This is a genomic window from candidate division WOR-3 bacterium (assembly GCA_039802205.1).
Classification (GTDB): domain Bacteria; phylum Hydrothermota; class Tepidihabitantia; order SM23-42; family JAOAFX01; genus JAOAFX01.
The window spans coordinates 1-24,814 of record JBDRWD010000020.1 but is presented as its reverse complement, the minus strand read 5'-3'; the positions used below and the strand labels follow the sequence as shown (position 1 = coordinate 24,814).

The following is a 24,814-nucleotide window of genomic DNA, read 5'->3' as shown; positions in this document are numbered from 1 at the left end:
CATTTCTCGTTCACCTAAATTCAAATCAATCCTAATCTTATCTCTTGGAATAGTGATTTTCTTCTCCTGCAAATCAAAGATAGAACCTGATACCGAACCGCCGGAAGTAGAAATTTTAAGTCCCCAAAGTGCTGTGGTTGCAAATGTCTGTTCTATAAAAGTCGCTGCATACGACAGAAGTGGTATCTCAAGGATAGAAATATATCTTGATAATCATCTGGTTCAGACTGCCGATGACTCTATATGTATGTATCAGTGGGATACAAGAAATGTGCCTGATAATTCAAGGCATTCAATCTATGCCAAGGCATATGACCTCGAAGATAATGAAGGTACTTCAGATATATTGAATGTGACTGCTTTCAACAACCTTGATAACACGGAGATTTTTATCTGGCTCTTTGACCAGAATGATGTATTTTATGATTCAAACATCAATAAATCTATTGATTGCAGTTACTGGCTTGAACAGACAATAATTGTCAATGGTTACAGTTGTGATAAACTGACTTTTTTACCACCGGATTTGAGTTCTTACAAGGTTGGTTTTATCACCTTCGGCTGGGAAAGAACTTGAGGGGATCTATCAATCATCGCTCAGGCTGAGCGACAAAGATTGACCGAATTTCTTGATTCAGGAAAAGGATTATATATTGAAGGATGTGATTTTGTGGGGCTAAGTGATACGACTCAGTTGCTTAGACGCTTTGGTTGTGTGTTTGGAGGCGATGGATTGCCTATGGATAGTGGTAATGTAAAACTTCTAATCGGACAGTCGGCATCGATAGTGGATTCATTCTCTTTTGGCTATTTATACAGACAGGGACCAGATCATTTAGTGGATAAATTAATCCCCCAGGAGGGAACGGTTTTATTTAAAGATCAAGACAGCATCGTCCGGGTTGCTTGTTGGTCTGGCAACTCCAATAACTATCGGGCAATATGCTCCACAATAATCTTTGGGGCGTTAGTTGATAGTCTTAATAATAAAAATGAACTGATGCTTCGGTATTTGAATTATTTGTACAAAAGAGAGTAAAAAAGGAGGTCGGATGTTTAATAAAAAAATATCAATAATTCTCATCAGTTTTATCCTAACTATTAGTCTTTGTTCGAAGAAAAAAGAAGAGATTACCGATCCGACACCAGAAAAACCGATTGTTGTTGATATAGAAAATAAGGAAGTCCGGATTGCCACAAGATTGAATCGTATCTGGTGTGATGATTCAGCTTCTTTACATAATTGTATCGTCTATCAAGGCGGAATAAAAGCGCCCAAGGCTTTATTACAGGCATATTGTAATCATGCGGATTTTTTTGATGCCCTGATTGATATCGGTGCTGATCCGGGAATAGATATCGGTGATAACCCGGATAGCGCCGCAGTTGCCACGGGTAGCAAATTTGAGGTGACATTTCGCTGGGATGGAGCGCCCAAATCTTATACCTTAAATGAGCTCGTGCAGGATAGCCTTAATCGCGGCTTTGAAATAAGAATGCACAATGGCAAGCAGAGGGCGATTGACACGAATATGGGGTGTATAATGTGTTATACTGCTTGTAATATAAGTATCACCAGCAATACGACTTATAACTGGTATGAGAAGATGATGCAGGTCTATACATTTAGACCGCGTGCCGAACTTTTGCCCGCTGATTCTACACTGGTGATCGTTACATTTAAACTTGCCCAATAGATAGATGAAAAGATTTGTTTTATATCTGTTGATACTTTTAGCAATAATCATAAACTCCTGCTCGTCAGTCTTCAAAAAGCCTTCACCGCTCACCAAGGGTGATATGATGTTCGTTGACGAAGATAAAGATATTGATTTTATCCGCGCTGAAGAAACCGTTACCGAAGGGGGCAGTCATTCAGGCTGCCCAACTTGACCGTGATTTCTTCTCAGAGTTCTGAGAGGAGATAGGCAATGCTACACAAGAAACTTCTTCTAACTTTTATGTTGTTAACGATGCCCTCATCTTTGGTTTTTACTGCAGGACCAACCCTTGATCCAGCTTTGAAGGCGCGTGTGGATTTTAATTATCAATTTGGTATATGTAACACTCCAGTACCTGAAGAAGATGAGCCAGACACTGCCGATTTTCTGATTCCCACTCATAAGAGTATGTTTCGTTTACGTAAGCGCTTTACACCAAAGGATGTCTTTGTTCTTAGATACGAATTTCGCGAATACAGGTTGAAAGAAAATTCATATCGGAGATTTATTGAGCCGATAACCTATGAATTTGACCACCGGGTTAAGTTTGGTGCAGGTTATGCATCTTCCCCCCAGGTTTTTCCTTATTTTTTCTATGAATATCTCCGTTCTCTGAATAATAGCGAGAGCCACTCAGGTATCTTTGGTGCACGGATCAACATCGGTTTAGCATCAATGTTTGAACCAACATATTCAATGATGCTCAACAATGGTAGTATTTTTCATTCTATAGTCTTGCGCTGGCAGCAGATTATTACGCCCCGCACCTACCTGATGTTCAAAAATACCTTTATTTTTCCAAATTTTTCTACAACTGCTCAAGAAGTTACCTGGACGAATTCATTTGAACCCTTTATTGCTCATCGTATAACAGAAAAAAATGCAATACATTTAGGTTACCGGCAGTTTAACAATTTTGTTGGTTCAGTATCATATACAATCTGGTCACAATTTGTCCAGCAATTTAAAAAAAATAACTTCTTATGGATACGCATAAGAATTTATTCAAGACCACCAAGAGATACATTAACAAACAAATACAATTCAGCAAGTTTGGAATTAAGACTTATGCGTAAGCCATTATCATCAGGGGAGAGATTAAAAAACATTTCGCTTAGTGCGTATAATACCTTTTTGAAAAGTAATACAAATATCTGGGCAAATACAACAGGGATAGAATTGACTTATATAATCCCAAAATAGATAGGAGAATAAAATGGAAAAGAAATTATCTTTGTCACCAGGTTTAATAATAACCGGTGGAGTAATGGGCTTTCTATTTGCATTTTTAGGAAAAATGGGAAATCCAGCAAATATGGGGATTTGTGTTTTATGTTTTTATCGTGATATCGCTGGTGCCATAGGTTTGCATAAGATTACTGCGGTCAGTTATATAAGACCCGAAATAATCGGATTTATCCTGGGTGCAACGATATTTGCACTCTTTACCAAACAGATGCGTGCAACCTGGGGTGCAAAACCGATATTGAGATTTATCATAGGCATTCTTGTCGGTTATAATGCCTTGATATTTTTGGGTTGTCCGATAAGAATGTTTGGCAGAATTTCTGCGGGGGACTGGACCGCACTCTTTGGTTTATTGGGTATTATTCTTGCAGTGCTGATATTTAACTACTTTGTCAAAAGTGGATTATCTATGGGAAGGTCCTTAGAAGTGAAAAATGGGCAAGTCTTAGCTTGGTTAACACCGTTAATTGGAGTAATCTTTTTGATTTTGTTGATTTTAGATCCCACAGGGATAAACAAAAAGCATACTGCCCATGCACCAATTCTGATCTCACTCGGTGCGGGTATCTTATTAGGCATTCTCGGTCAATGGTCTTCTTTCTGCTCCCTGGGTGGAACACTTGATCTGGTTATAATAAAAAGTTTTCATAGAGTCCAGGGGACGATTGCCTTTTTGATAGTTGCCTTTATTGCGAATCTGGCATTTGGTCAATTCAAATCCGGTGCCCACCCGATTGCCCATACTGCTAATTTATGGAATTTACTTTCTATGTTTGTGATTGGATTGGGTTCAATAATGCTTGGTGGCTGTCCTTTTAAGCAGACGGTAATGGCAAGCCGGGGAAACCTTGACTCTTTAATCGCAATTTTGGGAATGTTTGTGGGATTTGCCATTGGGCACAATTTCAACATTGTAGCATCTCCCAAAAGTGTCCCTATCCCGGCAATGTTAGGTGTTTTGGTATCAATTGTGATATTATTGATAATCGGATTTGCCAATATTAAAAAGAAAGAATAGGGAAATCGTTTAATTTACGCACTCCACTGGCAATAATCTGTTGTTCAATAGGAATATTATTAGACTTTCAAAATTTGGGCGATCGATGTTATATGAACCATTGACTTAAGCTGAATATCAATTATAATTTTTTTGAAGGGAGAGCTTATGAAATATGTACCCCAAATATTAATCCCATTATTGATATTAGGTTATACCTATAATGTAGGACCAGGGATGCCCTATGACAGCATTGGTGCTGTTCCTTTGGAATCGTTAAATCCCGGAGATACAGTAAAAATACATTATCGTTCAATCCCCTATCGTGAAAAATGGGTCATTGCCCGCACCGGGACGATAAATGCACCCATCGTTTTCCAGGGTGTCCCTTCACCCAATGGTGAGCTACCGGTGATTGACGGTAGGGATGCGGTCACGCGTTTGCAACTTGATTACTGGTCAGAGAATCGGGGAATAATAAATATTGGTGGCTCCAGCATACCCAATCAGACTCCCAATTACATCATTATTGAGAATCTTGATATCAAAAGTGCTCGTCCTCCTTATACCTTTTATGATGACCAGGGGCAACTCCAAAACTATGCAAGCAATGCCGCAACAATCTACATTGTAGCCGGAAGCAATATCACCGTCCGTAACTGTATATTACATGACTGCGGGAATGGATTTTTTGTCGCCTACCAGGGTAAAAATATTATTGTCGAAGGTTGTTTTATCTATGACAATGGAATGGAAAATAGCATCTACGAACACAATAATTATACCGAAGCCCAGGGAATAACTTTTCAATATAATTATTTTAGCCGTCTGCGCAGCGGGTGTCTTGGCAATAACCTTAAAGATCGTTCATCAGGATGTGTAATCAAATATAACTGGATTGAATATGGTAATAGACAGTTAGATCTGGTGGACTCAGACTATCCCGAGATTTATAATGATACATCCTATCGGAAGACATTCGTCTACGGAAATGTGTTGATTGAGCAGACCGATGAAGGGAACAGCCAGATCGTCCATTATGGAGGTGACAGCGGGGATACCACTCATTATCGTCACGGCCGATTATATTTCTATAACAATACCGTTATCTCTAAACGCACGGGTAATACAACCCTTTTCCGGTTATCAACCAATTTAGAATCCTGTGATGCGCGTAATAATATTTTTTACGTCACCGCCTCGGGCAACAGACTGGCGATGCTTGCTGAATATGGTTTATTGGTGAGCCGGCATAACTGGTTAAAACCCAACTGGGTTATCTCTCACAGCACCTTTCAGGGGACTTTTGTTGATTCAGGAGGCATAATCACCGGTAACGAGCCGGGCTTTGTGGATTTCAACAATGAAGATTTTCACCTTTCCGCTACTGCCCCATGTCGTGATGCTGGAACCTTCCTGGCGCCCCAGGTTTTACCCCACCACAATGTGGTATATCAGTATGTAAAACATCGGCAGATTGAAAATAGACCTTACGATGGTGTATTGGATATCGGAGCCTTTGAATATACCTCAGGTGGAGTGGTGCATGAGGATACCATCAAAAATAGAAAGGTGTTTTGGATAACTCCTATTTACCGGCACTCCTTACGCTTTTTTCTGAAGGAACCAGGAGTTGTGAAATTTTATGATGTTCAGGGGCGAATGGTCTTTCAGACCGGCAGGTTAATACCTGGCGAATATGACTGGGAAACAGCATACTTGCCGGTAGGTGTTTACTTTTATCTTTTTGATGGATCGAAAGGTAATAAGGAATTGGGAAAGATTGTTTTCGTAAGATAATTTCTATTGACAACCGAGCATATATGGATATAATTGCCTATTCTAAAAAGGAGGTATGGTGACAAATTTACATTTTAACTTCAAAGATGTTTTTCGGGCAGGTCGACTCGGTTTCAGTGCCAAAAAAATGTGGATAAGTTTTCTCGGTTTAATTATAGGTGGTATTGGTTACACCATCCTTTCCTACATTGCCTTTCTGACCGCGGGGATTGATATAGGCGAGGTTTGGTCCAGTTATCGGCTGATGCCGTTTCTGGTACCCGAAATCAGCTTTCCCTGGTATTCCTGGGTTTTGTGGATTGCCGGTATTATTTGGTGGGTCTGCGTCTTTTTGATCACCGGCGTAGCGGTCTCCAAGGTTACCTATGAACAACTAAAAGGCGATGAATTCTACGAAATAAAAGAGGCTTTCAAATTTGCACTGAAGAATGGCAAATCAGCAATTTTGGCACCGTTTGTATTAATTGTCTTTATTGCCTCCCTCATCGTTATGGGTATAATTCTGGCACTCATCACTTGGATTCCCTATTTCGGACAACTCTTTTTCACCCTGATGGCGATTCCAGCATTCTTTGTCTGTATCTTTATTCTTTATCTGGCAATCGTAACTCTCGTTGCGCTCGCTATCGGGCCTGCAATTGTTGGTACCACCGGCAATGATACATTTGATACACTCTTTGAGTCGTTCTCAGTCATCAACGACCAGCCCTGGCGTTTCATCACCTATGAGTTCTTATTAAAGTTGGTGATGATCCTGGGAATAATCATTCTGGGTTTCTTCGCGGCAAAGGCAATTTATCTATGTTATGCGGTCATTGGTATCATTGTTCCCGGTGAGAAATTGAGCAATCTTTTTACCAATGCCGCTTATTATGTAAAGATCGTAATCCCTGATTTTTATCCGGAGACGCTAAAGAATTTTATAACCGGCTATTTGGATTGGATTGGTATGTCCAATCTGCTATTCCCTCCTGAGTATGCTCCGGCATATGAAAGCTGGGCAGGCGCCATATCTTCCTTTGTGCTCGGAATAATTTACTATCTCATCATCGCGGGTGTCCTCTCGTTGGGATGTGCAATCTACTGGGCAGGAAACACCCTGATATTTACCGTGCTGGTAAAGAAGAAAGATGATAAAAATCTCTTGGAGATAAAAGAAGAGGTCTTTGAAGAGAAAGTGGAAGAAAAGAAAGAAGAGAAGGTTGAAGAAAAGCCAGAAGAAAAAGATGAAGATAAAAAAGCAAAGAAGCGGAAAAAAGAAGAAGAGACAGCCGAAAAGCCCCAGACCGAAGAAGAAAAAAAGGGATAAACCTTTAAAAAGTTTTTTAAGAGGGTAGTGGCTATTTATTCATATCCACTACCCTCCCATTTAAAGATAGGGTCATGAGAAGTGGCTATGTAGCAATAATCGGCGAACCAAATGTTGGAAAATCAACGCTGCTTAACCGTTTTATAAATACTAAACTATCAATCGTAAGTGATAAACCCCAGACGACAAGAAATAAAATTCTCGGGATCCTGACCGAAGACGATTATCAGTGTATATTCATCGATACCCCCGGGATCTTTGAGCCGACCTATGAGCTCCAGGAGCGGATGATAGCCGAAGCCCGGGAGGCGATTAATGATGCGGATCTTCTGGTCTGGCTTGTGGATCCATTCTTTAAGCCGGAGAAATTTCCGGTCAAGTTTCTTAAATTCTTTGAAGATAAGAAGCTGGTTATGGCGATCAATAAAATTGATCTCGTCAAAAAGAATGATTTGCTGCCGGTTATTGAGAAGTTAAAGGTATACAATCCTGAGGAAATATTTCTGATTTCTGCCCTAAATGGGGATGGGGTGGAGGACCTCAAAAAGGCAATATTCGCAAGACTCCCGGAAGGTCCTTTTTTATACGACCCTGAACAGATTTCTGACCAGCCAGAACGTTTTTTTGTGAGCGAAATAATCCGTGAAAAGTTGTTCCTCAATCTGAAAAAAGAAGTGCCTTACGCAACCTGTGTGCTGATCGAAGAATTCCGTGAGCAGGAAGGAAGAAAGATCTACATCCGGGCAACGATATATGTGGAACGCGATACCCAGAAAAGAATCCTCATTGGAAAAGACGGCAATTTGTTGAAGAAGATCGGAACCCAGGCAAGAAAGGATATTGAGAACTTTTTAGGGAGAGATGTTTACCTTGACCTATGGGTAAAGGTAAAAGAAAAATGGCGTAAAGACCCTATTTTCTTAAAAGAACTGGGGTTTTAAGATTTCAAAGTTAATTTTCTAAAATTAATCATGGGGGTTTTATGGAAATAAAAAAGATTAAAATCGTTCCTCCAGAAGGTACCAATCTAATCTGTGGGCAAACCCATTTTATCAAAACCGTTGAGGATTTATATGAGGGATTGATCAATGCGGTCCCCAATATAAAATTCGGTATCGCCTTCTGTGAAGCATCGGGTCCCTGCCTGGTGCGTTATGATGGCAATGATCCAGAACTGACCGCCCTTGCCCGGGATCATGCCTATAAAATCGGGGCGGGCCATTTTTTTATCATCTTCATCAGGAACGCCTTTCCCATCAATGTCCTGGATAAAATAAAAAATTGTCCGGAAGTTTTGAATATTTTCTGCGCCACGGCAAATCCCGTGGAAATTTTATATGTTGAAGATGAACAGGGTAGAGGGATTATCGGCGTTATTGATGGTTATGCGGCAAAGGGCATTGAGGATGAGCAGGCAAAAAAAGAACGTCATGAATTTTTGAGAAAAATCGGTTACAAATTGTGATTTACTCGCCAAAATACCTTTGGTTTACCATTTTAATAAATTCTTGCTGTTCTTCAGGTGTTAATTCATAAACTTCCTGGATTGGATCCCGTACATTCATATCAGGCATCCTTGATCGGGCAATCTCCTTTGGTGCGGGACGGAAGAAAAGAAAATAAATCAAACCCAGTGCGCCCAAGACACCGGCAGTGATCGGAATGACAATTCTGTAGGGAAAGGGATTTTTAGGTTTGGTGAGTGAGATTTTTTCGTGGACTGTGACTAAAAACTCCTCCCAGTATGTATCGTCTTCTTCAAAATCCGGACAGGAACAGCAAATATCTATACATTGACGGATAAAATAAAAATCCTCGGCACAAAGTGGACAACGGTTGATATGTTCTAAAAGTTGGGCTTTCTCCTCGGGTTCAACATCCCCGATTATTAAATCCACAAGCCGTTCCTGAATTTCAAAGCAATTCATAGTTTGCCTTTTAGATAGTTCTTCAAATTTTTTACCGCCAGGTGGTAATTGACCTTAACCGTATTGATGGGTTTTTTCAAAATGGTGCTGATCTCCTGATAGGGCAATTCTTCAAGTGCCCGGAGGGTGAAAACGCTTTTCTGCACCTCTGGTAATCTGGAGATTGCGTTATATATCATTTCTTTCATCTTCTTCTTGCGGTAATGTTCCACAGGATCATCCTTGGGGATTTCCAGGATTTCATCTTTTATTTCGCCGGAAGGTTGTTCTTTCTTCATAAAATTAATGCAATTATTGACTGCAATCCTATATAACCAAGTCGTGAATTTTGAACGCCCATCAAAATTTTTAATGTTCCGATAGGCTTTTAAAAAAGTTTCCTGTGCCATATCCTTTGCATCGTCGTAGTTCTTGAGCATCTTATAACAAAGGTTATGAACCTTAACCTCATGCCGTCGCACCAGTTCATCAAACGGTTCAACCTCACCCATCTTGACAAGTTGAACGAGCTCCTCATCGCTTAACTCTTTATATTTAGACAGCCGGGTTTTTAATTCGTTTACCTCTTTAATCACAGAAACCTTCTTCTCGGACATAGTCCCTAATTTTTTCGCGCAACTCATTCAAAGGTGTCTTGCTCTTTTGGGCAAGCAATTTTAAATCTTGATATTCAACCGTAAATCTCTTTTTATTATGATTATGGTAAATCACCTTGATGCGCACTCTTCCCCAGGGGGTTTTGATTTTCTTTATTTCCCTTTTTAATTTAATTCTCTGTTTATAGTCCATTCTGATCCCGATGGTGGTTGTTTCATTAAAAAGCGTATCAATCAGCCGTTGATTATAGCCATCGGCAATCACAGTCAATAAGATACCAGGACGGGAATGTTTCATCATCACAGGGGTGTAGTAAACCTCAAGAGCACCTGCTTCGTAAAGTTTTTCCATGATCCAGTCAAAATCCTGGGGATTCTGGTCATCAATATTGGTTTCAATGACGAGGCATTCATCGGTTAATCGGCAATTTATTTCACCCAGAAAGACACGCAAGAGATTGGGATAGTCTTTAAGCACCTTCGTGCCGCTCCCCAAACCGATCTTTTCAATACGGCTAAACGCACACTGATTTGTAAACTCGGCAACCGTGCTCAGTATTGCTGCGGCCGTCGGGGTAGTAAATTCAAATGCTACGGGAATAAACTCCACCGGGACATTTTTTAGCAATTCCGCAGTGGCGAAATTGAAGGCAGGCATTTTCCCTTCCACGGTATCAATTAACCCCATCCCCGCCTTCAATGGTTTAGAATATATCCTCTCCACCTGTAAATAATCAAATGCTACAAGAGAACCGGTAATATCCAAAATGGTATCCACATCAGCCAATTCATGCAGGTGAAGATGGGCGGTGCCGTGGACCTTTTTTTCTGCTTCAAAGATCCGGTCGATGATTTTTAATGCCGCACTTTTAATCGAATCTTTCAGGTGGCTTCTTTTTATTAACGGGATGAAGTCTTTTTCTTTTATGGTTTTTTTTGTGCAGAATGTAAGTCTTTTTGCTTTAATCCCCCGATGGGAGACAGATTCGATTTTAATTTTTAAATCCGGGATAAACTTTAATGCATTTTTTAGATATGTGGTATCTATACCGAGGTCAATCAAACTCGCCAGAATCATATCACCACTCGCCCCCAGAATAGGGTCAAAATATAATACCCTCATCAATCAATTTTATCCAAAATAAAAGATATTTCAATAGTTCGATTAAACCAAAAGCATTTTTAATTTTTCCATATAATCAAGATTATCAATGGTAGATTTGCAGAATTCTTTCCTCAGCAGATGGAATGTCGTAATGGTATTGGCTTAAGATTGCTTAAAAAATATGAAAGGAATGTATGAACAATCTATCTTATTCAGAGTGAGTATCGGAAATCTGCGGTCAGATGATATTGATTGAAAACGGTTTTTCGCGATTTGATAGATTGTTTTCAATTGTGGACTGGTGTGCTGGAATCAAATTTCTATCACTCCCTACTTTTGATAAAGAATAAAAAATGGAGAGAACACAGTAAATCGATTTGTTGACAAAACCGGGGATTGGGTTATAATTTTCGGTGGCGGAACTCAATCATGTGGCGATAATTATGGATGGCAATGGCCGCTGGGCGAGAAAGCGCGGTCTACCCCGGGTTGTTGGCCATCGTGTGGGTGTGGAATCGGTGAGAACGATCGTCAAGGCCGCCCGGGAATTGGGAATAAAATATCTCACCCTTTATACTTTTTCCACCGAAAACTGGAAAAGGCCTGCAGAGGAAGTGCAGACCCTGATGAATATGCTTGAGGAGCTTCTTAAAAAAGAGACCCCGGAATTACATAAAAATAAAGTCCGGATAAATGCGATTGGCCGGCTGGATGGTCTCTATCCCAATGCGCGCCAGGCTCTGGAAGAGGCCCGAGCACTAACCAAGGACAATACCGAACTAATTCTTACGCTCTGTCTGAATTACGGTGGGCAGAGCGAAATTGTGGATGCGGTAAAGAAGATCGTTCTTGAAGACCGCCAGAAGCCAATAAACCTTGAAGAATTAGACGAAAAAAGATTTGCCAAGTATTTATACGACCCAGAATTACCGCCACCCGATCTGTTGATAAGGACGGGTGCAGAAAGAAGGGAACGCATCTCTAATTTCTTGCTGTATCAGATCGCCTATGCTGAAATCTATTTTACCAAGACCCTTTGGCCCGATTTTCGGAAGAGGGAATTTTTAAAGGCGATAGAGGATTTTAAAAACCGGGAGCGACTGTTTGGTGGGGTTTAATGATATATTAAGACGGATAAAGACCGGCGCTATATTGGTGGCGGTGGTGGTTATCACCTTGTGGATAGATAATATTCTTTTACCATTATTACTCTTATTTTTTATCACCTTTGCAACCAATGAATATTTCCGGTTCTGGCACCGCAAGAATATCTATCCCCATACCTTAGCGGTTTTGTTTCCGGGTTATACAATTCCGTTATTATTTTACTTTGAAATACCCCCACTCCTTCCTGGTTTTATTCTATTTTTTTTCATCGCCCTTTTATCGGTGATGCGTTTTCCCGGAAGCCGGCGCAACCCCAATTTTCTTGCCGAAGTAAGTGCCAATTTTTTTGGAGTTTTTTATATTGCAATCCTTCCTTCCACGATTATCCTTTTAAGAAAATACGGCTTTAACATCAGTCTGCTGCCGCTTCTTCTCACCTGGATATATGATACATTTGCTTATCTGGTAGGAACACTCTTCGGGAAAAGACGACTTGCCGAACGCTTGAGTCCTAAGAAAACTTGGGAAGGGACGATCAGCGCATTCTTTCTCACATTTCCTTTTGCCTGGTGGTTGAATTCTTTGTGGGTAAAAGAATTTACTTTGCTGGATAGTATTTGGATTACCCTTGGGATAGGTATTCTGGGCACCGTTGGCGATCTTCTGGAATCCGGGATGAAACGCGAAGTAGGGCTAAAGGATGCCTCCAATGTTTTTCCTGGTCACGGTGGATTTTTGGACCGTCTGGATTCATTGATTTTTAATATCCCTTTTTTCTATTTATATTTTATCACCCATGGATAAAACACCCCTTGCGGAACGGGTTAGACCTGAGAATTTTGATGAGGTTTTAGGTCAGACGCATCTTCTGGGACCGAATGGTCCAATAAGGAAACAGATTGAGCAGGGAAGATTGTTCTCCATGGTATTATTCGGGCCACCGGGCAGTGGTAAGACGACAATCGCCCGGCTTTTTGCAAAAAAATTTTCTGCAGATTTTGTCTCTTTCTCTGCTGCGACCAGTGGGATCGTGGAGATTAAAAAATTTATGGAAGAGGTGGAGAAGAAAAAGAGTTTATTCAATCAGGATACGATAATTTTTATTGACGAAATTCACCGCTTTAATAAAGCCCAGCAGGATGCCTTTTTGCCCTATCTGGAGAAGGGGACGATTACCCTTATTGGAGCTACGACCGAGAACCCTTCTTTTGAACTCAATTCCAGTCTGCTTTCAAGGATGAAGGTATATATGCTCCAGCCTCTCTCATTTGAAGATATCAAAAAAATTATTCAACGGGCTTTATCTTCACCCAAGGGGCTCGATAACAAATATGAAATCACCGAGGAGGCGCTCAATTTCCTTGCTAATATTTCAGATGGTGATGCGCGGGTTGCTTTAAATGCCTTAGAGTTATGTGCCTTTGCTGCCAAAGAGAAAAAGATTGATTTAAAACTTGCTGAGGAGATTGTGCAGAAAAAGGCTTTGAGATATGACAAAGCGGGTGAAGAACATTATAATCTTATCTCGGCATTACATAAATCATTAAGGGGTTCTGACCCAGATGCAGGATTATACTGGCTGGCAAGGATGCTGGAGGCGGGTGAAGACCCATTATATATCGCCCGGCGTCTGGTCCGGTTTGCGGTGGAAGATATCGGACTTGCCGACCCTCAGGCACTGGTGATTGCAGTAGCGGCAAAAGAGGCGGTGGAATTCATCGGCCGGCCCGAGGGTGACTTGGCTCTTGCTGAATGTGTCGTTTATCTGGCGCGAGCAAAAAAGAGCAATGAATTATACCTGGCTTATGCAGAGGCGAAAGAGGATGCGTTAAAGACCTTAGCCCAACCCGTGCCGCTACATATCCGGAATGCTCCGACCCTATTGATGAAAAAACTCGGCTATGGTAAGGGGTACAAATATCCCCATGATTATCCTGATGCTAAAGTAGAACAGGATTATCTACCTGAAAATTTAAAGGGTCGGAAGTATTTAAAAAAACAAGAATAAAAAAGGGCTGGTTATACCAGCCCTTTTTTACTTTCCTTATTCTTTACTTTATCGTCACATTGATCAGTTCCATCTTCATCTCTAATTTATACGATGAATCCTGTTCGACCATCGTCATCTTTACCTGTCCGATATCCGGTGCGAGCCAGACATAAGAGGTTTCTGCTATCGTCGTACCGGTGGTGATTACCATACCTTTCCAGCAGTCATCGTAGGTGCCAGCCGGTACGGTGACCGATTCTTTGCCCAGCACCTTGACCGTTTCGGTAAATAAAGAATCCTTACGAACCGTCCAGGTTTTGCCTTCTTCCAGTGGAAAAGCGAGCATCGTATCGGGTTCGGTATCGGCCTTATTTTCATAGCTAAAAAGGTAGTCATCGGTTTTCTCCAGATAAGTGGTATCGCTGCTTCCATTGGACGTGATGGATTCAAAGACCTTTTTGCCATTGTCCAAGGTTGTTTCCTGGGTGATCTCAATCTTCAGAGTGTCGGTGTTCGTGAAATTGGTATCCGGGGTGGTGATTGTGATCTGGGCTTGATACTCCCAGACATTACCTACGCTCAGGGGCCAATAATCCTTTTCACCGCCCCCGCAACCGATCAACAAAAGAAGAAAGGGCACAACCACGAGTAATTTTTTCATAATCTCTCCTTTCGCCAAATTATATCCAAAATTAAAAAAATGTCAATAGTGCGGGTGTTTTTTAATTCAAACGCACCCTTGACGATGGAGAAAAATTGGTTATAGTTAAGTAGCATAGGAGTAGAAAATGGAAAAGTTACTGAAAGATATCATAGATATTTTGAAACTGAAAAAAGTAACTTATGGTGATGTCCGGCTGGTGGAAGAGGAGACCGAAAGTATCATGGTAAAGAATGGTATAATCGAAGCTCTGACCCACACCTTTGATATGGGTTTTGGTGTGCGCGTGCTCAAGGATAATGCCTGGGGTTTTGCCTCTTCAAATCTTTTGAACAAAGCCGAGGCACAGCGGGTTACCCGGGATGCAATCCGGATTGCCGAGGCCTCTGCCCGGGTAAAGGGTGCACCTGTAAGATTAAGTCCCCTTGAACCCCAAAAAGGGACATATCGGACTGAGCTGAAGATTGATCCATTCAAAGTTTCGTTACAGGAGAAGATCGACCTTTTGTTAAAATGTGATAAGATACTCGGTGCAAATGCAAAGATCAAAAATCGGACTTCTTTTCTCTCCTGCCGCCGGGTAAAGGTTCGTTTCTTTTCCACCGAAGGTTCTAAGATCGTCCAAGAATTCACCTATGTGGGCGGAGGTATCAAAGCATTTGCTCAGGACCAGGATGAATTGCAGATCCGCTCTTATGATGACTATGGTCAGGCGGGCTATGAATTCATAAAGAACCTGAAACTGGTTGAGAATTCCGAACGAGTGCGAGAAGAGGCGGTAATGTTATTAAGTGCCCCACCCTGTCCAGCGATGCGCACGACTGTGATTCTCGATTCTAATCAGATGGTACTCCAGGTGCACGAATCCTGTGGACATCCCACGGAATTGGACCGGGTCTTGGGCACCGAGGCTTCTTATGCCGGGACTTCTTTTATGACCCCAGAAAAATTAAATAACTTGAAATATGGTTCGGAGATCGTGAACATCGTGGCTGATGCCACAATTCCTGGAGGGTTGGGTACCTTTGGCTGGGATGATGAAGGCGTCCCGGCACAGAAAGTCTATCTGATAAAAAATGGAATATTCGTTGGTTATCAGAGTTCCCGGGAGACTGCAACAGTGATCAATGCCCAATCAAGTGGTAATATGCGGGCCGATGGTTGGAATAGAATACCGTTAATTCGGATGACCAACATCAATCTTTTACCCGGGGAATGGAAACTTGAGGATATGATTGCTGATACCGAAGAAGGCATTTTTATGACCACCAATAAATCCTGGTCGATAGATGATAAAAGATTGAACTTCCAGTTTGGCTGTGAACTTGCCCGAAAAATTGAACATGGAAAATTGACCGAGGTTTATAAAAATCCGACTTATGCGGATATCACCCCGCAGTTCTGGAATAAATGTGATGCAATTGCCAACAAGAATTACTGGCATCTTTATGGTGTGCCCAATTGTGGTAAAGGCGAGCCCGGGCAGACGATGTTCGTCGGACATGCTACGGCGCCAGCCCGGTTCCGGGATGTCCAAGTAGGAATTGCCCGCTAATTTTTCCTGATCGAATCTCAGAATGGAGAAAAAATCAGTAGTATTCATTCTTTTCCTGTTCATCGGTTGTGCCTATTTTAATACCTTCTACAATGCCCAGAACTATTTCCAGCAGGGGATGAAGGTCGTCAAGGATGATACGCTGAAATATGATATTGAGCCTTTTGATAAGGCGATTGAGAAGTGTGCGGCGGTGATTGTGAAATATCCCGAATCCCAGTATGTAGATGATGCCCTTTTTATGATGGGCGTTGCCTACTATTTCAAAGGCGATTATAACCGGGCATTGGAAAAGCTGGAGTTTCTCACGAACAATTTCCCCCGTTCTAAATTTTATGACGATGCTATGTACTACATCGGACTTTCCTATTATAAAAAAGAAGAGTTGAGCAAGGCCATCATCGCTTTGAAAGAAGCAGGAAATTACAAAAGTTATCGTAAGAAAGCAGCGGTGATGCTCTGTTATGCCTATTATCGCGATGGAAATTACCGGGATTTAATCAATGTCGCACGGAAATTGAAAGAGGAAAAGATGGTGCGCCGGGAACGCCTGATGATTCTGAATATACTGGGGGAATGTGAATACCAGCTCAAAGAATACGAATCGGCATTAAAGACTTTTCGGGAGATGGAGAATATTGAGCCGACACCAGAACAAAGAAGGTTGATAAAATTGAAGATTGCCCGGATCTACTTAGAAATGGGACAGTATGAAGAGTTGAGAAATTTTCTGGAAGCCGAAACTGATCCAGAATTCCGTTTGCTCTTAGCAGATTTGTATAAACGGATTGGAGAGATATCCAATGCAAAGCAGGTGTATTTGGAGGTCCGAGAGCTACCCCAATCCGAGTACGTGGCGAAAGCCTATTCAGCCTTAGCAGAACTTGCAGAAAAAGAAGATAGCCTGGAATTGGCAATTGCTTATTATGATTCACTTCTTCCCAAAGCAACCGGAGAACTGTTTAATAACGCTAAGAAGAAATCGGAGATTTTAAAAAAGATAAGAGAATTAAGGAATCAGACTACAGATCTTGATAAGGCGCAGTTTGCCTTGGCTGAATTGTATTTTGTAGAGGTAAAAGATATCCCCAAGGCACTGTTGTACTATGAGAATGTTTACAGGAAATACCCGAAGAGTCAATGGGCACCCAAAGCCCTTTATGCCCATTTCTGGATCACCAAAATGATGCTCAAAGACGCCCAGCAGGCACAGATGCTTGGGGACGAACTTTTAAAACGTTACCCCGAGACCGAATATGCCAGGGCGGTGCAAAATCTATTGAATAAATAATGATCAAGCACACGGTTAAAATTTTAAAAAAAGAATGGTTGAGCGCGGATATTTTTTCTTTGGAGTTTAATCTCCCGGGATTGCATCCAACACCTGGACAGTTTTTTCAGGTGCGCATAAACGAGACCTTTGATCCGCTTTTGAATCGTCCCATCAGCATTGCGGACTATGAAAAAACACGGGTATCGATGGTGATAAAAGTGGTGGGCAAAGGAACAGAACTGCTGAGCAAAAAGAAAGTTGGAGAAGAACTTATCGTCTACGGTCCTTTGGGACGGCGTTTAAAGATAGAGAATAAAAATAGTCTGCTCATTGCCGGGGGCATCGGAGTAGCACCGTTGTTCTTTTTGGCGAAAAGGTTAAAGCGTGCATGGATTGATTTTACCTTTGTCTATGGTGCCCGAAATCCCTCAGCACTTGTGTTAAAGGATGAAATCGAAAAATTAACTTCTAATGTAATATTCATCACCGAAACCGGGGGCAAAAAAAGCGGGACAGCACTATCGGTGCTGTCGGAGCTTAATCTAACAGTGTATGAAATAGGATATGCCTGCGGACCTAAGGCAATGCTTAAGGAATTGCAGAAGTTAAATTTGGGATTTCCGATTTATGCCTTCTGTGAGGATTTTTTGGGTTGCGGCTGTGGCCTATGTCTGGGCTGTGCAATAAAGTATTATGGCCGATACCAAAGAATCTGTGAGGATGGACCGGTATTTGAACTGAAGGGGATTGAGTTTGATGGTGGAGATATTTGATATTAAGTTTAAAAATCCGGTCTTTATTGCCTCGGGCGTTTTTGGCTTTGGTTTGAAATACAAGAGCGTCACCCGTGGGGTGGGAGCAATATTCACCAAAGGGATCACCCTGAAACCCCGCGTCGGTAATCCCCCACCTCGGATTTACGAGACACCCGCAGGCATTATCAATTCGGTGGGACTGGAAAATCCAGGCGTAAAAGAATTCTGTAATTCCATCCTCCCCCGTTTGAAAAAGTTAAACAACCGAATATTTGTGAATGTGGCTGGATTTACTATTGATGAGTATGCCCAGATTGTGGAAGAGATTGGCGAGGGTGTGACCGGTTTTGAGTTGAATGTCTCATGCCCGAATGTCAAGGAAGGAGGGGTATTATTCGGACAGGATCCCAAGATGGTAGGTAAGATCGTCCGGATGGTGCGCAAACGGACCCGCCGGCCAATAATCGTTAAACTCACTGCCAACTTCTGTGACCCACTGAAAATCGGTAAAGCCTGTGTGGATGCGGGTGCCGATGGCCTTTCGTTAATCAATACCATATTTGGCATGGCATTTGACATCAAGAGAAAAAAACCGATAATCACCGGAGGTCTCTCTGGACCTGCGATCAAACCTTTCGCATTGTACTGTCTCCATCGCCTGAAAGATTTAAAGGTTCCGCTCATTGGAATGGGTGGGATCATGACCGGCCGGGATGCTTATGAGTTCTTACTTGCCGGGGCCTCGGCTGTGGCAGTGGGCACCGCACTATTACGCGACCCCTATGCGCCCTTGCAGATTATTAAAGAACTTGAAGTTTTGTTGCAAAATAAGAGTGTTTGATTTAAAGGGGGATTTATGAAGGAAAGGTTGATTGTGGCATTGGATTCCAATGATCTGAACAAAATCAAACTGCTCGTTGATAAATTACAGGGATTGGTTGAATATTTCAAGGTCGGGGCGATCCCTTTTACCTGCTTTGGTCCGGAACTGGTCCGGTTTTTAAAAAGCCGGCGTTTGAAGGTAATGCTCGATTTAAAGTATCACGATATTCCCAATACCGTTGCCCGGGCCTGCGAAGGGGCGATGGAACTGGGAGTGGATATGTTGACCATGCATACCAGCGGCGGATTCGGGATGATGGAAGAGGCGGTAAAGGCGGTTTCGATCGTCTCGGATATCAAAAAAATTCCCCGCCCCAAACTTTTAGGGATAACGGTCTTGACCAGCATCGATGAGGCATATTTTAAGGATTTATTCGGCGAGGTAAAAAGAACGATTGAAGAGCAGGTTATCTTCCTTGCCCGTCTTGCCCAGAGTGCGGGTCTGGATGGAGTTGTTGCCTCGCCCCAGGAGATATCAAGGATAAAAGAAAATTGCGGTAAGGATTTTCTGGTCATCACGCCTGGGATTCGGTCTCCGAACGAGATGGTCGATGACCAAGTACGGACCATGACCGCGGGTCAAGCAATCCGCGCCGGTGCTGATTATATCGTTGTTGGCCGGCCGATTATCGCGGCCACGGATCCGGTCCGGGCAGCAAAACAGATAATCAAGGAGATGGAAGATGCAGGTTGAAGAGATTTTAAAAAAATATCAGGTGCTCGTGGAAGGCCATTTTGTATTAAACTCGGGTTTGCACAGCCAATATTATTTTGAAAAATTCCGGATTCTGGAAAATCCCCAAGCCACCAGCCAGCTGTGTGCAATGATCGCCGAACGGTATAAAGGCAAAAATATCGAATGGGTCATCGGACCTACGACCGGGGGTATCATCATTGCCTTTGAAACCGCCCGCCAGTTACAATGCAATGCTGGATTTGCCGAAGAGCGCGAGGGAAAAAGGGTAGTGGGAAGGGGTTTTAATATAGCCCAGAAAAATGTCCTGATTGTGGATGATGTTCTTACCACCGGCAAATCGCTGGGTGAGACCATCACCGCGGTAAAAGAGAAGAATGCCCGAATCGCCGGGATTGTGGTATTGATTGACCGGAGTAGCGCGCCGCTACCTTTTAGCTACGAGGCACTTTATAAAAAAGAAGTGGAGAATTTCAATCCTGCAGAATGTCCGCTGTGCAAAGCCCACATTCCCCTACACAAACCCGGAGGTGTTTGAACCTGAATACCTTCAATCTCCTCAATTTCTTTTATTCAGCAGCCTGGATCACTGCCTCCATCTTTATACCCCTGATTGCCCGGGATTATACTGATAATCTCTTTTTGATATCCCTGGTCTTGGTGTTATACAATGGGACACTTTTCTTTTCTTCTTTTTTCTTTGGTCGGCTCGGTGATATGTATGGAAGAAAGGAGATCGTGAGATGGGGATTTCTCATCTCGGGCATTGTTCTTTTTCTTCACAATTTTATATCCAATCTTCAGACCGTCTTTTTATTCCGGGCACTGGCTGGGCTGAGCATCGCAATGATTCCCGGGGCAATGGTTGCCCTTGCTCAGGGAAGTTCTCTGGGTTGGTTTTCCGGATTTGGGTCCCTTGGTTATACAGTAGGTAATTTTTTGCCGGGCGTGCTCAAACATAACTTTTTGATTTTTACTACGGCCTCGGGTTTCTGTCTTTTGGGTTTTTTGCTAAGTTTTTTTATCAGAGAGAGGAGCGAAAGAATTTCTGTGCCCCTGTTTCCTTATCACATAATTAAAAAGAATCTCGGTGTTTACCTACCGTTCTTCATCCGTCATAGCGCAGCCCAAGCAATCTGGGCAATATTTCCAATCTACCTTGCCGAACTTGGGGCTGATAAATTCCATATCGGTTTATTGTATGCGCTCAATCCCCTATCCCAGTTTATCTTCATGATTCTTTTAGAAAAACAGGATTCAGAGAGGTTGATGCGCACCGGCCTCATCTGCTCGGGAGTAACCTTCCTCGGCTACGGGATTACTCCTGATTGGCGGTGGTTGATATTCTTCCAAACTCTTCTGGGACTTTCCTGGGCCACACTCTATTTGGGTGCTATCAAATATTTACTTAGGAATAATCTGGAACAGGCGACCGCATCTGGGTTTTTAAGCTCTATCATCGGTCTTTCCGGAATAATTGGACCGTTATTCGGAGGGATCGTTCTCCTGCACGGCATCAGACCACTCTTATTTATTTCGGCAATACTCTGCGGTTTGGCCTTTTTTATAAAATACCAGCTGACGAACTGTTCCTGAATCGTTCATCTTTTTCACATCTGTCAAGTCTATTGGCAGTTAACACTAAAAAATGCTCAATTTTTGGGGAGTTTAACGGGCACGGATTTTGCATATAGGATAATTGATGAAGCTCATGAGAAAGAATGTGTTGTCCTTGAAATCCATGGTTTTTCATAGTCTGGGTAGCGCGGCACTGCTGCTGATCCTCACCGCTGGTTTCTTTGCATTGACCATTTTGCAACACCAATTCCGGCGCCTTGCTCGGGCACAAATCCGGGATAAGATGGAGATGGTTTATAAACTAATCCAGGCCGAGATAGAGCGCCTTGTAGAGCTCAATGCCGATTGGGGTGCCTGGGATGAGACCTACCAGTTTGTGCAGGGTGAAAATCCCCAATATATCACAAACAATATTAACCCATCTTCTTTTGCGACCCTTGACCTTCATTTGCTCGCTTACTTTGACCAGAAAGGAAATCTTTTTTATGCCGCTTCGTATGACCCAGCAACCCAGAGGGTAATGAACCCAGATAGTCAATTCCTCCAAAAAATAGCTCCAGTTATTACTAACGCAGAACTGAGAAAAAATTTGATTTCCGGAGCTTTGTCATTGATCAATGATGAGCCTTATTTAGTCTCCGCCGAATCGATTCTGACCAGTCAACATAAGGGGCCATACCGGGGCTGGCTTTTGATGGTGCGGAGACTGGATTTAAAACCATTAATGGATTTGATTGGGATGACGATTGAAATTAAACAGGCAGATGATGCCCAGATCTGTATCTTAGAATCTCATCTGGACAAGAAAACGCACCTGATCTGGGAGGAGGAAGATAAAATTGCTGCCCAACAAAAATTTTATGATGTAATAAATGAAAGAATGAATGTGGTGAATCTTTGGGAAATCAATGAAATCTTGCGTCAGGGACGATACACTGTCTTCTATATCATCGCCGCTATTTTGATTTCCAGCCTCATTATCTTTTTTATCATTATAGTGCTCCTGGATAACTCAATCATCAAGCCAATTGTTGATATTGCTACCCAGCTGATCGGAATGGACTTAAAAAATATTAAGGGAAAAATCTGGGTGGATTCCTCCAGCCGCGAATTTAATCTCCTTACCGAAGCTATCAACCAGATGCTTGCCACTATTGAACGGCAGAAAGAGGAGCTTGCCGAGAATGAAAAGCGATATCGGGAACTGGTGGAGAGTGCTGAAGTCGGGATAATTATTGATGATGTCGATGGCAATGTCATTTATTTTAATGAAAAAATGGCCAGTTTATTTGGATACACCCCTGAGGAATTTACCAGATTAAAACTGGAGGATTACATCCATCCTGAGGATTTAAAACTTGTGCGGACCTATCACTACCAGCGCATCCGGGGTGAAGATGCCCCACGCGTTTATGAAATAAAAGGGCTCCATAAAGATGGAAGTATTATCTATCTGGAAGTCAGTGTCGAGGTTTTACGCAAACACGGACAGATTGTAGGGACCCGGTGTTATCTCATTGATATCACCGCGCGCAAAAAGATAGAAGAGAGACTGACTGCAGAGTCCATGACCGATGAACTCACTGGACTTCTCAATCGCCGGGGGTTTAATGCCTTAGCCCAACATCAGATTGATCTTTCCCAAAAGAGCCGAAAAGGCTTTTACTTATTTTACTGTGATGTAAACAATATGAAACAGATCAACGATCGTTTCGGGCATGCGACCGGAGATATTGCCTTAAAGGAGACGGCGCAGGTATTAAAAAGAAGTTTTCGTAAGTCCGATCTCATTGCCCGGGTGGGCGGAGATGAGTTTATCATACTTGCACCTGAATCCACACCTGAAAGTATCAATGTGATGCTTGAGCGATTAAATAAGAATATTAAAGAGTATAACCACACAAAATCCGGTCCGTCAATATCACTGAGCATTGGTTACGCATACTACACCCCCGAGGATTCGCAGTCCCTTGAGGATTTAATAAAGATCGCCGATACTCGGATGTATGAAGAAAAATTGAAGCACAAAAAAGGAGATTTGAATCAGCAGCTTTTTAGATAAAATCTTGAAAATTGAGCAGGATTGTTTATACTTATATTGTGGAAAAAAGCGAATTTATTCTTTTGAGTAAACTCCAAATGCCTAAGATATATTCCCGGCTTCTTTACCGCGAGCGCCTGCTCAATCTTTTATTTCAGAACCGCCATAAAAAGCTTATCGTCCTCTGGGCCGGAGCTGGATACGGCAAGACCACATTGATTACCCAATTCGTGCACGAAGCAAAAATCGCCTGTGTCTATTACCAGTTAAGAAGGGAGGATGCTGACCCTGCAATTTTTCTGCATCATCTTAATGCAGGAATACAGCACCTCTACCCTCGATTTGGCAATAATATTGCCCAACTCCGCCAGTTTTTTAACTTGCCGCCCCCCATGGCTGATATCGTCTTGGGAACTTTCGTGAATGAAATGATACAAAATATTGACCATGATACATTGTTTATCTTCGATGATTATCATGCGTTGGAAGAAACGACAGCGATCGAGAATGTGCTATCCTATCTTTTGAACAATATGCCTTCAAAACTCCATATTGTCCTTATTTCCCGTCACCGCCTTGCTTTTCCTTTTCTCGCCCAATTAAAATCAAAGGATGAATTCTTTGAAATAACGCCCGAGCATTTCCGTTTTTCCCGGGAAGAAATCGGGGCATTGTTTCTCACGCTTTTTAATTGGAAATTAAACTCCCAGGAGATTGAATGGCTATACGAATATTCAGAAGGCTGGCCTGCCTGTTTAAGATTGATTGCCCAGGCCTACGAACTCAATCCCGGACTTGAACCGCAGGTTTTCTTAAACCGCCTGCGCACCGATTATCAAAAGATCAGTCAGGATATTTTTGAATATTTCTCCCGAGAAATATTTAAAAATGAATTACCAGAAATCCAGCAATTTCTTATTACCTGTTCCCTCCTTGATTGTTTGAATCCTGAAATCTGTCGGGTTATAACCGGACGCATCGATGCCTCAGTGCTTCTTGAAGACCTCGCACGGCGCAATGCCTTCATTCAGCCCCTCCCCAATGGCAGTTATTGGTTTCATTCCCTGTTCCGGGAATTTTTAAAAAGTCAATTTCGGGATGAGAGACGCAAGCGGGAGATATATCGGTTAGTTGGATTATATAATGAAAAAAGAAATGGGGAAGAATCCTTGAAATATTATCTTCTCGCCGGTGATTATCCTGCTGCCCTGAGGATGATAGAGTTTCTCGGCACACAATTAATACAACATGGTAAATATTCCACCCTGCTCTCGGCACTAAAGAAAATTCCGGAGAGATTCTTCAAAGGTAATCCATTGATTTTAAAACACTACGGCGTCGCATTGAACTGCCTGGGCGACCCGACAAATGCCCGGGAGATTCTCAAGCGGGCATTGCGCATAAAAGGAAGCTCGGCGGAGATTACTGCAGAACTGCTCTACACCTATGCCGGTGTGCTCATCAATGAGGGCCATTTAGCGAAGGCAATCCAAGGGCTTAAAAGACTTATAAAAATCTGTCCCCAACGACTTCCTCTCTTAAAGGCATCGGCATTGAATTCGCTTGGTGCGATT

At 42.3% G+C, this 24,814-nt stretch carries 26 protein-coding genes; 22 read left to right on the top strand and 4 right to left on the bottom strand.

The genetic code is table 11. The features are described 5' to 3' along the window. The first annotated feature begins 52 nt into the window (after positions 1-52). The 10 genes from ABIL39_05925 to ABIL39_05880 all read left to right on the top strand — a co-directional run bounded on the left by ABIL39_05925 (position 53) and on the right by ABIL39_05880 (position 8,540). The gene (locus ABIL39_05925; GenBank protein MEO0165657.1) at positions 53-577 is read left to right on the top strand and encodes an Ig-like domain-containing protein; all 525 of its coding nucleotides are present in this window, start codon (positions 53-55) and stop codon (positions 575-577) included. A gap of 39 nt (positions 578-616) precedes the next feature. Beyond that, positions 617-1,039: a hypothetical protein gene (locus tag ABIL39_05920; protein ID MEO0165656.1), complete on the top strand. Its 423-nt coding sequence runs from the start codon at positions 617-619 to the stop codon at positions 1,037-1,039. A gap of 13 nt (positions 1,040-1,052) precedes the next feature. Further along, positions 1,053-1,697: a YdjY domain-containing protein gene (locus ABIL39_05915; protein ID MEO0165655.1), complete on the top strand. Its 645-nt coding sequence runs from the start codon at positions 1,053-1,055 to the stop codon at positions 1,695-1,697. Positions 1,698-1,701: 4 nt separating this feature from the next. After that, positions 1,702-1,893 (top strand): hypothetical protein, encoded by a 192-nt coding sequence (locus ABIL39_05910; GenBank protein ID MEO0165654.1) that lies wholly within the window; start codon positions 1,702-1,704, stop codon positions 1,891-1,893. A 38-nt stretch (positions 1,894-1,931) separates the two neighbouring features. After that, on the top strand, positions 1,932-2,924 hold the full coding sequence (locus ABIL39_05905; protein MEO0165653.1) for a hypothetical protein: 993 nt from the start codon (positions 1,932-1,934) through the stop codon (positions 2,922-2,924). A 13-nt stretch (positions 2,925-2,937) separates the two neighbouring features. Further along, the gene (yedE, locus tag ABIL39_05900) at positions 2,938-3,987 is read left to right on the top strand and encodes a YedE family putative selenium transporter (GenBank protein ID MEO0165652.1); all 1,050 of its coding nucleotides are present in this window, start codon (positions 2,938-2,940) and stop codon (positions 3,985-3,987) included. A gap of 147 nt (positions 3,988-4,134) precedes the next feature. Continuing rightward, positions 4,135-5,766, top strand: a complete 1,632-nt coding sequence (locus ABIL39_05895; protein ID MEO0165651.1) for a right-handed parallel beta-helix repeat-containing protein — start codon at positions 4,135-4,137, stop codon at positions 5,764-5,766. A 55-nt stretch (positions 5,767-5,821) separates the two neighbouring features. Then, a complete protein-coding gene (locus ABIL39_05890; protein ID MEO0165650.1) occupies positions 5,822-7,075 on the top strand; it encodes a hypothetical protein in 1,254 nt (417 codons plus the stop codon). 74 nt (positions 7,076-7,149) lie between these two features. Beyond that, positions 7,150-8,016, top strand: coding sequence for a GTPase Era (era, locus tag ABIL39_05885; GenBank protein ID MEO0165649.1), 867 nt, complete (start codon positions 7,150-7,152; stop codon positions 8,014-8,016). Between the two features lie 41 nt (positions 8,017-8,057). Continuing rightward, on the top strand, positions 8,058-8,540 hold the full coding sequence (locus tag ABIL39_05880; protein MEO0165648.1) for an adenosine-specific kinase: 483 nt from the start codon (positions 8,058-8,060) through the stop codon (positions 8,538-8,540). A 1-nt stretch (position 8,541) separates the two neighbouring features. Here the strand turns inward: ABIL39_05880 and ABIL39_05875 are convergent, their stop codons facing one another. The 3 genes from ABIL39_05875 to larC are packed head-to-tail and all read right to left on the bottom strand — an operon-like array spanning position 8,542 to position 10,722. Next, complete coding sequence (locus ABIL39_05875) at positions 8,542-9,003, bottom strand: hypothetical protein (protein ID MEO0165647.1); 462 nt, start codon at positions 9,001-9,003, stop codon at positions 8,542-8,544. Continuing rightward, positions 9,000-9,578 carry an RNA polymerase sigma factor gene (locus ABIL39_05870; protein ID MEO0165646.1) on the bottom strand — a complete coding sequence of 193 codons (579 nt, stop codon included), beginning with the start codon at positions 9,576-9,578 and terminating at the stop codon, positions 9,000-9,002. The genes ABIL39_05875 and ABIL39_05870 overlap by 4 nt, the downstream gene beginning before the upstream one ends. Further along, positions 9,571-10,722, bottom strand: coding sequence for a nickel pincer cofactor biosynthesis protein LarC (larC, locus tag ABIL39_05865; GenBank protein ID MEO0165645.1), 1,152 nt, complete (start codon positions 10,720-10,722; stop codon positions 9,571-9,573). The genes ABIL39_05870 and larC overlap by 8 nt, the downstream gene beginning before the upstream one ends. 395 nt (positions 10,723-11,117) lie before the next feature. Between larC and ABIL39_05860 the strand changes: the two genes are divergently transcribed. From ABIL39_05860 to ABIL39_05850, 3 genes are read left to right on the top strand one after another with little or no spacing between them, the layout of a single operon-like run. Then, positions 11,118-11,822, top strand: coding sequence for an isoprenyl transferase (locus ABIL39_05860; protein ID MEO0165644.1), 705 nt, complete (start codon positions 11,118-11,120; stop codon positions 11,820-11,822). Continuing rightward, entirely contained in the window at positions 11,812-12,615 is an 804-nt protein-coding gene (locus ABIL39_05855) for a phosphatidate cytidylyltransferase (GenBank protein MEO0165643.1), read from the top strand. The genes ABIL39_05860 and ABIL39_05855 overlap by 11 nt, the downstream gene beginning before the upstream one ends. Beyond that, on the top strand, positions 12,608-13,819 hold the full coding sequence (locus ABIL39_05850; GenBank protein MEO0165642.1) for a replication-associated recombination protein A: 1,212 nt from the start codon (positions 12,608-12,610) through the stop codon (positions 13,817-13,819). Before ABIL39_05855 ends, ABIL39_05850 begins: the two co-directional genes overlap by 8 nt. 43 nt (positions 13,820-13,862) lie before the next feature. Here the strand turns inward: ABIL39_05850 and ABIL39_05845 are convergent, their stop codons facing one another. Beyond that, positions 13,863-14,462, bottom strand: a complete 600-nt coding sequence (locus tag ABIL39_05845; GenBank protein MEO0165641.1) for a hypothetical protein — start codon at positions 14,460-14,462, stop codon at positions 13,863-13,865. A 127-nt stretch (positions 14,463-14,589) separates the two neighbouring features. Between ABIL39_05845 and ABIL39_05840 the strand changes: the two genes are divergently transcribed. From ABIL39_05840 to ABIL39_05800, 9 genes are all read left to right on the top strand, one after another. Beyond that, entirely contained in the window at positions 14,590-16,017 is a 1,428-nt protein-coding gene (locus ABIL39_05840; GenBank protein ID MEO0165640.1) for a TldD/PmbA family protein, read from the top strand. A 22-nt stretch (positions 16,018-16,039) separates the two neighbouring features. Beyond that, positions 16,040-17,308 carry a tetratricopeptide repeat protein gene (locus ABIL39_05835; protein MEO0165639.1) on the top strand — a complete coding sequence of 423 codons (1,269 nt, stop codon included), beginning with the start codon at positions 16,040-16,042 and terminating at the stop codon, positions 17,306-17,308. Next, positions 17,308-18,063: an FAD-binding oxidoreductase gene (locus tag ABIL39_05830; protein ID MEO0165638.1), complete on the top strand. Its 756-nt coding sequence runs from the start codon at positions 17,308-17,310 to the stop codon at positions 18,061-18,063. Before ABIL39_05835 ends, ABIL39_05830 begins: the two co-directional genes overlap by 1 nt. Continuing rightward, complete coding sequence (locus ABIL39_05825) at positions 18,047-18,886, top strand: dihydroorotate dehydrogenase (protein ID MEO0165637.1); 840 nt, start codon at positions 18,047-18,049, stop codon at positions 18,884-18,886. Before ABIL39_05830 ends, ABIL39_05825 begins: the two co-directional genes overlap by 17 nt. Before the next feature lie 15 nt (positions 18,887-18,901). Next, the gene (gene pyrF, locus ABIL39_05820) at positions 18,902-19,621 is read left to right on the top strand and encodes an orotidine-5'-phosphate decarboxylase (GenBank protein MEO0165636.1); all 720 of its coding nucleotides are present in this window, start codon (positions 18,902-18,904) and stop codon (positions 19,619-19,621) included. After that, positions 19,611-20,159, top strand: a complete 549-nt coding sequence (locus tag ABIL39_05815; protein MEO0165635.1) for an orotate phosphoribosyltransferase — start codon at positions 19,611-19,613, stop codon at positions 20,157-20,159. Before pyrF ends, ABIL39_05815 begins: the two co-directional genes overlap by 11 nt. Next, positions 20,156-21,217 (top strand): MFS transporter, encoded by a 1,062-nt coding sequence (locus ABIL39_05810; GenBank protein ID MEO0165634.1) that lies wholly within the window; start codon positions 20,156-20,158, stop codon positions 21,215-21,217. Before ABIL39_05815 ends, ABIL39_05810 begins: the two co-directional genes overlap by 4 nt. Positions 21,218-21,323: 106 nt before the next feature. After that, positions 21,324-23,261: a diguanylate cyclase gene (locus tag ABIL39_05805; GenBank protein ID MEO0165633.1), complete on the top strand. Its 1,938-nt coding sequence runs from the start codon at positions 21,324-21,326 to the stop codon at positions 23,259-23,261. A gap of 38 nt (positions 23,262-23,299) precedes the next feature. Next, a partial coding sequence (locus ABIL39_05800) for an AAA family ATPase (GenBank protein MEO0165632.1) occupies positions 23,300-24,814 on the top strand: 1,515 nt, incomplete at its 3' end.

Bases quoted from the DNA above. Each gene is read 5' to 3' on its own strand.
- ABIL39_05830 (MEO0165638.1), top strand. From the start codon at position 17,308: ATGATCAAGCACACGGTTAAAATTTTAAAAAAAGAATGGTTGAGCGCG.
- era (MEO0165649.1), top strand. From the start codon at position 7,150: ATGAGAAGTGGCTATGTAGCAATAATCGGCGAACCAAATGTTGGAAAA.
- ABIL39_05805 (MEO0165633.1), top strand. From the start codon at position 21,324: ATGAAGCTCATGAGAAAGAATGTGTTGTCCTTGAAATCCATGGTTTTT.
- ABIL39_05835 (MEO0165639.1), top strand. From the start codon at position 16,040: ATGGAGAAAAAATCAGTAGTATTCATTCTTTTCCTGTTCATCGGTTGT.
- pyrF (MEO0165636.1), top strand. From the start codon at position 18,902: ATGAAGGAAAGGTTGATTGTGGCATTGGATTCCAATGATCTGAACAAA.
- ABIL39_05845 (MEO0165641.1), bottom strand. From the start codon at position 14,462: ATGAAAAAATTACTCGTGGTTGTGCCCTTTCTTCTTTTGTTGATCGGT.
- ABIL39_05910 (MEO0165654.1), top strand. From the start codon at position 1,702: ATGAAAAGATTTGTTTTATATCTGTTGATACTTTTAGCAATAATCATA.
- ABIL39_05915 (MEO0165655.1), top strand. From the start codon at position 1,053: ATGTTTAATAAAAAAATATCAATAATTCTCATCAGTTTTATCCTAACT.
- yedE (MEO0165652.1), top strand. From the start codon at position 2,938: ATGGAAAAGAAATTATCTTTGTCACCAGGTTTAATAATAACCGGTGGA.
- ABIL39_05895 (MEO0165651.1), top strand. From the start codon at position 4,135: ATGAAATATGTACCCCAAATATTAATCCCATTATTGATATTAGGTTAT.
- ABIL39_05880 (MEO0165648.1), top strand. From the start codon at position 8,058: ATGGAAATAAAAAAGATTAAAATCGTTCCTCCAGAAGGTACCAATCTA.
- ABIL39_05890 (MEO0165650.1), top strand. From the start codon at position 5,822: ATGGTGACAAATTTACATTTTAACTTCAAAGATGTTTTTCGGGCAGGT.
- ABIL39_05815 (MEO0165635.1), top strand. From the start codon at position 19,611: ATGCAGGTTGAAGAGATTTTAAAAAAATATCAGGTGCTCGTGGAAGGC.
- ABIL39_05840 (MEO0165640.1), top strand. From the start codon at position 14,590: ATGGAAAAGTTACTGAAAGATATCATAGATATTTTGAAACTGAAAAAA.
- ABIL39_05875 (MEO0165647.1), bottom strand. From the start codon at position 9,003: ATGAATTGCTTTGAAATTCAGGAACGGCTTGTGGATTTAATAATCGGG.
- ABIL39_05825 (MEO0165637.1), top strand. From the start codon at position 18,047: ATGGTGGAGATATTTGATATTAAGTTTAAAAATCCGGTCTTTATTGCC.
- ABIL39_05905 (MEO0165653.1), top strand. From the start codon at position 1,932: ATGCTACACAAGAAACTTCTTCTAACTTTTATGTTGTTAACGATGCCC.
- larC (MEO0165645.1), bottom strand. From the start codon at position 10,722: ATGAGGGTATTATATTTTGACCCTATTCTGGGGGCGAGTGGTGATATG.
- ABIL39_05850 (MEO0165642.1), top strand. From the start codon at position 12,608: ATGGATAAAACACCCCTTGCGGAACGGGTTAGACCTGAGAATTTTGAT.